Genomic DNA, 7,761 nt, shown 5'->3' on the forward strand with positions numbered 1-7,761 from the left:
GGAGGACGACTCGCATCGGCGGGGCCCGGGTTGTTCCTGATCTACGCGATCTGCGGCGGCTTCGTCTTCCTGATCCTGCGCGCGCTCGGCGAACTGGTGCTGCACCGCCCGACATCGGGCTCGTTCGTCTCTTACGCTCGCGAGTTCTACGGGGAAAAGGCGGCCTTCGTTGCGGGCTGGATGTACTTCCTGAACTGGGCGATGGCGGCCATCGTGGACAGCACCGCGATCGCGAGCTACTTCCATTATTGGACCGCGTGCCAGGCGATCCCGCAGTGGACGCTCGCGCTGATCGCGCTGTTGCTGGTTGCGTCGGTGAATCTGATCTCGGTGAAGGCCTTCGGCGAGTTCGAGTTCTGGGCGGCGCTGATCAAGGTGTTGGCGCTGACGACGTTCCTGGTCGTCGGAATCGTATTTCTGGCCGGCCGCTTCAAAATCGAAGGACGGAACACCGGGCCCAGCCTCTGGGCCGACCACGGCGGATTCTTGCCGACCGGCCTGCTGCCGCTGGTGCTCGTCACCTCGGGGGTGATATTCGCCTACGCCGCAGTCGAACTGGTCGGCACCGCCGCCGGAGAAACCGCGGAACCGGAGAAGGTCATGCCACGAGCGATCAACTCGGTGATCGTCCGTATCGCGGTCTTCTACTGCGGATCAGTTCTCCTGCTGGCGCTGTTGCTGCCCTACACCGCCTACAAACACCAGGAGAGCCCGTTCGTCACCTTCTTCTCGAAAGTCGGTCTCACCGGCGCCGGCAGCATGATGAACGTGGTGGTACTAACCGCCGCGTTCTCGAGCCTGAACGCCGGACTGTATTCCACCGGCCGGATCCTGCGGTCGATGTCGGTGAACGGCAGCGGTCCGAAGTTCACCGCACGGATGTCGAAAAACGGTGTGCCGTACGGCGGGATCCTGCTCACCGCGACCATCGGGCTGTTCGGTGTCGTGCTCAACGCGGTCAAACCCGGCCAGGCCTTCGAAATCGTGCTCAACATCGCCGCTATAGGGGTGCTGGCGGCCTGGGCGACGATCGTGCTCTGCCAACTCCGGTTCTACAGCAGGGTGAAGGCCGGAACGATGCAGCGGCCGCATTTCCGGATGCCACTCGCCCCTTACAGCGGCTATGTAACGCTGGTTTTCCTGGCGGGCGTGTTGGTGCTGATGATGTGCGACCCTGAGAAGGGTTCCTGGATCATCGCGGCGCTAGTGGCCGCCGTCCCGGCACTGATCGGCGGCTGGTTTCTGGTCCGCAACCGCGTGACAGCCGCGGCTGAAGACGTTGCCGACCACGCCAGCGATGTCCCGGACGAGCTGCCGCCGGAGCGGGCAAGCCCTTCAGCGGGAGTCTAACCGTGGCAATTAGCCTGACCTACGAGGACAAGATCGCCGTCCTCGACCTCGGTTCTGACGAAAATCGTTTTTCACCAAGCTTTCTCGACGAGATTGACGGACACCTCGATGCGGTCGTCGGCGCCGGCGCGCAGGGTTTGGTCACCACGGGTGGTGGCAAGTTCTACTCCAACGGCTTGGATCTGGATTGGCTGGCGGCCAACGGGGACCAGACCCAGTGGTATGTCGGACACGTCCAGGGCATGCTGGCTCGGATACTCACCCTGCCCGTCCCCACCGCGGCCGCGCTGGTCGGCCACGCTTTCGGCGCCGGGGCAATGCTGGCCTTGGCGCACGACTTTCGGGTGATGCGCGCTGACCGCGGCTACTTCTGCTTTCCCGAAGCGGACATCCGCATACCCTTCACACCCGGCATGGCCGCACTGATCCAAGCTAAGCTCACCCCGCAGGCGGCGGTCGCCTCAATGACGACCGGACGCCGCTTCGGCGGCGCCGACGCCGCGAACCTTGGCCTTGTCGACGCCGTCGCGCCCGAGGGCGCGGTGACGCCCGCGGCCGTCGACCTCCTTCGTCCCCTCGACGGCAAGGACCCCGGCACGCTGGGCGCGATCAAGCAAACCATGTTCGGACCGGCGGTGCGTGCGCTGACCGCCAGTGACTAAGAGCCACAAAGCAATTAGCTTCTCGTGAAAACGCTGGACATCGCGTGGTTAAGCGCATAACGTACGCCTTGTACGGCACTCTATTTTAATAGATACGCGCCGTACCTCGAATTCGCAGAGACGCGAGAAGGGGAGACCCATGACGGTGCAGGCTGTGTTGGACGAGGTCCGTGAACGTCCCGGTACCGGTGACGTCATCCCAGTCTTCGATCCCTCCACCGAGGAACAGATCAGCCAGTTCACCGACTGCGGCCCCGAAGCGGTCAACGCCGCGGTCGCCCGCGCGAAGGCCTCCGCCGAGTCCGGGGTGTGGTCCGGCAAGCCCGACTACGAGCGGGCCAAGATCCTCTGGCGCGTCGCCGACCTGATCGACGAGAACGCCGAGCTCCTCGCCGAGCTCGAAATGCTCAACGCCGGTATGTATCCGGCTCAGGCAAAGATGCAGGTGGCCGTCGGCTCGGAGTGGTTCCGCTACTACGCCGGCTGGTGCACCAAGATCGATGGCATCGCGCGTGACGTGAACACCGGAGGTCTGACCGGCGTCGACTCGCACATGCACACCTACACCCTGCGGGAGCCCTATGGCGTGGTCGGGCTGATCTTCCCGTGGAACGGCCCGGTCTTCAATTTCTGTGCCAAACTCGCGCCATCACTGGCCGCTGGTTGCAACAGTGTCGTCAAACCCGCTGAGGAGACACCGCTTTCGGCGCTGGTCCTCATGCGACTGCTGGCCGAGGCGGGGGTCCCCGACGGGGTGGCGAACCTGGTGAACGGCTACGGCCACACCGTCGGTGCGGCCATCACCGCGCACCCCGATGTGGAAAAGGTCGCGTTCACCGGCTCGACCGAGGTCGGTCGGGCGATCGTGCACGCGTCGGCGGACAGCAACCTGAACAAGGTCACCTTGGAACTGGGCGGCAAGTCGCCGGTGCTGATCTTCGACGACGCGAGCGTGAAGAAGGCACTGACGCTCGCGGCTTTCGGTGCATTCGTACATTCCGGGCAGGCGTGTGTGTGCGGGTCGCGCATCTTCGCCCAGCGTGGCGTCTACGACCGAGTTGTGGAGGGCATGGCGACGATTGCGAACGCCATGAAGATGGGCGGCCCCAAGGAGGAGGGCACGATGAGCGGTCCGCTGATCAGCCAGAAGCAACTCACCCGCGTGCTGGGTTATCTCGAGCAGGGCAAGTCCGACGGCGCCGAACTGGTCACCGGCGGGCACCGGCTCGACCGCAAGGGGTACTTCGTGCACCCGACGGTCGTCACCGACGTCGACCCCGATTCGAGCCGGCTGTTCCAGGAGGAGATCTTCGGGCCCGTGGTCACGATCCTGCCGTTCGACGACGAGGACGAAGCCGTCGCGCTGGCCAACAACAGCACCTATGGGCTGGCCTCCACCGTCTGGACGAAAGATCTCGGCCGCGCGCACCGGCTGGCCAAGCGGATCAAGGCGGGAACCGTCGGGCTCAACTGCCAGTTTCAGTACGACCACTCCATGCCGTTCGGCGGCTACAAGCAATCCGGCTGGGGTCACGAGTCGGGTAAAGCCGGCATCGACACGTACCTGCAGACGAAGATCGTCTGGGCGCAGATGTAGAACTCGGCCCGTTCCCGATCGGCTATAGATTGAGCCATGGCTTCGATCACTCGGCGAACGGTCCTGACAGGGGCGGCCGCATTCGGCTTCGGTGGATACGAATTGCTGCGCAAGCCGGGCCCGAGCGAGTCGGCGACGGCCGGAGGCAACAAACCCAACATCCTGGTGATCATCGTGGACCAGATGCGTGCACCGCATTGGTTTCCAGAACCAGCCAAGTTCGCAGCCCTGCTGCCCAATATCGGTCGATTGCAAAGGAGCAGCGTCTCTTTCGACTCCCACTACACCGCGTCGAACATGTGCACGCCGTCGCGCGCGGTGATGACCACCGGACTGTATTCACACCAGACCGGGTGTTTGTTCACCGGAGCGGGACCGGTTGAATCGAGCCTGGCGCCACAGTTCCCGACCTGGGGCACAATGCTGCGACAGCGAGGCTACCACACCTGGTGGTGGGGCAAGTGGCACCTGGGGCATACGAGCGACACAACCCCTGAAGGTCTTGAGGCGCACGGCTTTTCCGGTGGCACCTATCCGTCGCCGAACGGCGCGCCTAACCAGGGGCTGCAGAAGGACCCTGACATCGTGCACCACCGTCTCGCTGGTCAATCCCCACGACATCTGCTGGTGGCCGAAAAACCCTCTCCCCGAAGATGTTCCACATTGGTTTGATTCCGCGCCGGTCAACTTCGAGACACCTGACGATCTGCACAACCGCGGCAAGCCCCAACTCCAGGTCGACTACCTCAATTTCATGTCGCCACTGCTGACCGGCGCGCTGTCGTATTCGGGACCGGAGCTCTCAGCCCAGTGGGCACGCTGCCTGGACATGTACCTGTGGTTACAACAGCAAGTGGACACACAAATCGGACCGGTGCTCGACAAGCTGGCGTCGCGGCCCGAAATCGACCGCAACACCGTCGTCGTCTTCACCTCCGACCATGGTGAATACGGCGGCTCACATGGCTTGCGCGGCAAGGGCGCAGCGGCCTACGAGGAGTCGATCAGGGTACCGCTGTACATTCGCGACCCGCACGGCCACCTCACCCCTAAGCCCGGCGACACCCGGACCCAATTCACGTCCAGCGTCGACTTGGCGCTCCTGCTGTTGACCATCGGATACGGCGGAAACGGGTGGCGCGGCGACGCGCGGTACTCCTACCTGGCCGCCCGTGCAGATCTCTCCGCGATCGCGGCAAACGCGGCGGCGCCCGGACGGCCGTGGGTTGCGCACGTAACCGACGACATGTCGGTCGAGGAGATGACCACACTGGTGAACTCGCCGATTATGCGCGCGGTGTTCGGAATCCGCGAAGTGCCGACGAACATCCCGACGTCCGCGCCGCACCACATCGTGGCCGTGCGGACCCGCGACGCCAGACTGGCTGTGTACTCCTTTTGGAAGCCTGGTGACATGGACATCGACACGTCCCGGCCGATCGAGCGTGAACTGTACGACTATTCAAGTCCTCTGGGCGGTCAGGAAATCGACAACCAGGCCGGCCGCAATGCCAAGCAGGCGGCGCTGCAGGCGCTCATCGACCACCAGGTCCTGCCCCCGAAGTGCGCGCGCCGCTGCCGGCCAGCCTGAACAACGCCCAGGAGCACGGCCTCGCCGACATGCGGCAGCTCGCCGCCATCCGCGGCGGCTGACGTAAGTCGGTCAGCAGGCTTGAGCAGACGCCGCAATGGCCTGCTAGCCGCGCAACGCGGGCGCGTCACTACATTCACTTGCGTCACTTCATGCGTAGGCTTGGCTGTGAGATGTTTTCCGAGAACGCAAACACGGCAACGGTTGGCGGCCGGCTGCTGCTGGCAGGCCTGTTGACGAGCGCTGCGCTGGTGAGCGGATGCAGCTCGCTCATCCACGGCAAGCCGGTGGCCAACCCGGGCGCCGGACCAACCGAACCGTCGTTCCCGAAAGCCAAACCGTCCGTTCCCTCCCCGACCTCATCGCAACCCGCGCCACCGAGCGCCAACCCGCCGGCCGGCGCCATCCCGTTGCCACCCGACCAGAACGGTTACGTATTCATCGAAACCAAATCCGGTCAGACGCGCTGCCAGATCGACACCGACAGCGTCGGCTGCGAGGCGCAGTTCACCAACTCCCCGATGGAGGACGGCGAACGCGCCAACGGCGTCAACATCACCGCGCGTGGTTCCGTGCAGTGGGTAGTGGGCAACCTCGGCGATATTCCGACCGTCACGATCGACTACCGCACCTACGATGCGGAGGGCTGGACGATCGCCGCCAGCGAAAGCGGCACCCGCTTCACCAACAAGGGCACCGGCCACGGCATGTTCGTCAGCGTCGAGAAGGTCGACACCTTCTAAGCCACGCGGCAGTCCGGCATAGGCTGGCGCTCGTGGACTTTCGGGCATTCGTTGAACCGCAGCAGGGCGCGAGTTACTCCGACCAGCTTGCCGTCGCGCAGACCGCCGAATCGTTGGGATTTTCCGCGTTCTTCCGCTCCGACCACTACTTGGCGATGAGCGGCGATGGACTGCCCGGGCCGACCGACTCCTGGGTGACGCTGGGCGGCATCGCCCGCGAGACGTCGTCGATCCGGTTGGGCACGCTAGTCACGTCGGCAACATTCCGCCATCCTGGCCCGTTGGCCATCTCCGTCGCCCAGGTCGACGAGATGAGCAACGGGCGAGTCGAATTCGGAATCGGTACCGGCTGGTTCGAAGCGGAGCATGTGGCCTACGCGATCCCGTTCCCACCGCTGCGTGAGCGATTCGCCCGGCTCACCGAACAGCTCGAGCTGATCACCGGCCTATGGACCGCCCCCGTCGGGGAAACGTTCGACTACGCGGGCGCTCATTACGCGGTCAACGACTCGCCCGCTCTGCCGAAGCCGGTGCAACGGCCCCATCCGCCGATCCTCATTGGCGGGTTGGGCGCCAACCGAACGCCGTCGCTGGCCGCGACGTTCGCCGACGAGTTCAACGTGCCGTTCGCCTCCTTGGACGCCATCAAAACCCAATACGAGCGGGTCCGCGAAGCCGTCGATTCGGTCGGCCGGCCCGCCGACTCGATGACCTATTCCGCGACGTTTGTGGTGTGCACCGGACGCGACGAGGCGGACATCAGCCGCCGAGCCGACGCCATCGGACGCGAACTCGACGAGCTGCGGTCCAATTCGCCACTGGTGGGCACGCCGAACGAGATTGTCGAACAGCTCGGACCGTTCGCGGACATCGGCGTGCAGCGGGTATATCTGCAACTGCTGGACCTGTCCGACCTCGAGCACCTGCAACTTTTCGCCGACGAGGTGAATCGCCAGCTCTGACGGCGCTGCAAGCCGACGCGTCCGCCGGATGTCAGTAGCATCGGGGCGTGACAGGCGGCGGTCTTCATGGCCCTCCCGACGACCCGAGCAATCGGCCGACTCGGATGGCCAGTTACAGCGCGGACGACATGCAGCCGCCGGATTCCGACGACAACCCGGATTACTCCGAGTCACCTGAACCGGAATCACCGCCGGACCCCTGGTATCGGAATCGGTTGTTGCTGGCCGTCTGGGCCACGATGGTCGCGATCCTGATCGTGCTGATCATCTACGGGCTCATCCAGCTCTCCCACGGCAGCGGCGGCGGTCCGTCCACAACGACGCCGTCAACGACTCCCGCGCGGTCGTCGACACCCACGCGATCATCGACACCCACCCCGTCTACGACGACCACCACTCCGCCGCCACCGCCCCCGACGTCGGAAGGGGAGGAGCCGCCGGATGGCAACTCTCCGCCCCCTGCCGGGTCCCCGCCCCCTGCCGAGCCGCCCCGGCATCACCACCATCTCCCACACATCCCGTCGACGATCACGTTGCCGCACACCGTGATTACGCTGCCGCCCGGTTTTTGAGGCGCGGCCGCTCCAGGCTCGGTGGCGAAGCCGCCAGCGTGCACCGCTAAGATCGGCGCCCGTGACGGGCTACGGATCTCAGGGACCTCCAGAGGACCCAAGCGAAGCGCCGACCGGCCAATTCGACTACGGCGATTACGGGCAACAACACCCCGAACCCGGGTCCACCCCGTGGCGTCGCAAGCCCGCCGTATTGGTCGGTTTAGCCGTGCTGGCCGCGATCCTGATCGCGCTGGTGATCTTTGGAATCGTCGAGCTGACGAAGGGCGGGGGCTCCACCTCCC

Annotated in this window: 6 protein-coding genes and 2 pseudogenes; all 8 read left to right on the forward strand. The window is 64.9% G+C overall.

Translation table 11 applies throughout. The annotated features are described in order from the left end of the window. The coding region (locus ACLQI9_RS09800) for an amino acid permease (RefSeq protein WP_442391577.1) at nt 1–1,350 on the forward strand (1,350 nt) is incomplete at its 5' end. Nucleotides 1,351–1,352: 2 nt separating this feature from the next. Further along, nucleotides 1,353–2,012: an enoyl-CoA hydratase/isomerase family protein gene (locus ACLQI9_RS09805; protein WP_442378852.1), complete on the forward strand. Its 660-nt coding sequence runs from the start codon at nt 1,353–1,355 to the stop codon at nt 2,010–2,012. A gap of 139 nt (nt 2,013–2,151) precedes the next feature. After that, nucleotides 2,152–3,609 carry an aldehyde dehydrogenase family protein gene (locus tag ACLQI9_RS09810; protein WP_442378854.1) on the forward strand — a complete coding sequence of 486 codons (1,458 nt, stop codon included), beginning with the start codon at nt 2,152–2,154 and terminating at the stop codon, nt 3,607–3,609. Between the two features lie 36 nt (nt 3,610–3,645). Continuing rightward, nucleotides 3,646–5,262, forward strand: a pseudogene (locus ACLQI9_RS09815) (sulfatase-like hydrolase/transferase). Nucleotides 5,263–5,373: 111 nt separating this feature from the next. Then, nucleotides 5,374–5,943, forward strand: coding sequence for a hypothetical protein (locus ACLQI9_RS09820; protein ID WP_442378856.1), 570 nt, complete (start codon nt 5,374–5,376; stop codon nt 5,941–5,943). Between the two features lie 32 nt (nt 5,944–5,975). After that, nucleotides 5,976–6,905 carry an LLM class F420-dependent oxidoreductase gene (locus ACLQI9_RS09825; protein WP_442378858.1) on the forward strand — a complete coding sequence of 310 codons (930 nt, stop codon included), beginning with the start codon at nt 5,976–5,978 and terminating at the stop codon, nt 6,903–6,905. A 47-nt stretch (nt 6,906–6,952) separates the two neighbouring features. After that, on the forward strand, nt 6,953–7,477 hold the full coding sequence (locus tag ACLQI9_RS09830) for a hypothetical protein (RefSeq protein WP_442391579.1): 525 nt from the start codon (nt 6,953–6,955) through the stop codon (nt 7,475–7,477). 61 nt (nt 7,478–7,538) lie between these two features. Then, nucleotides 7,539–7,761 (forward strand): annotated as a pseudogene (locus ACLQI9_RS09835) (hypothetical protein); the annotation flags it as partial.

The organism is Mycobacterium sp. (assembly GCF_052143115.1).
GTDB lineage: Bacteria > Actinomycetota > Actinomycetes > Mycobacteriales > Mycobacteriaceae > Mycobacterium.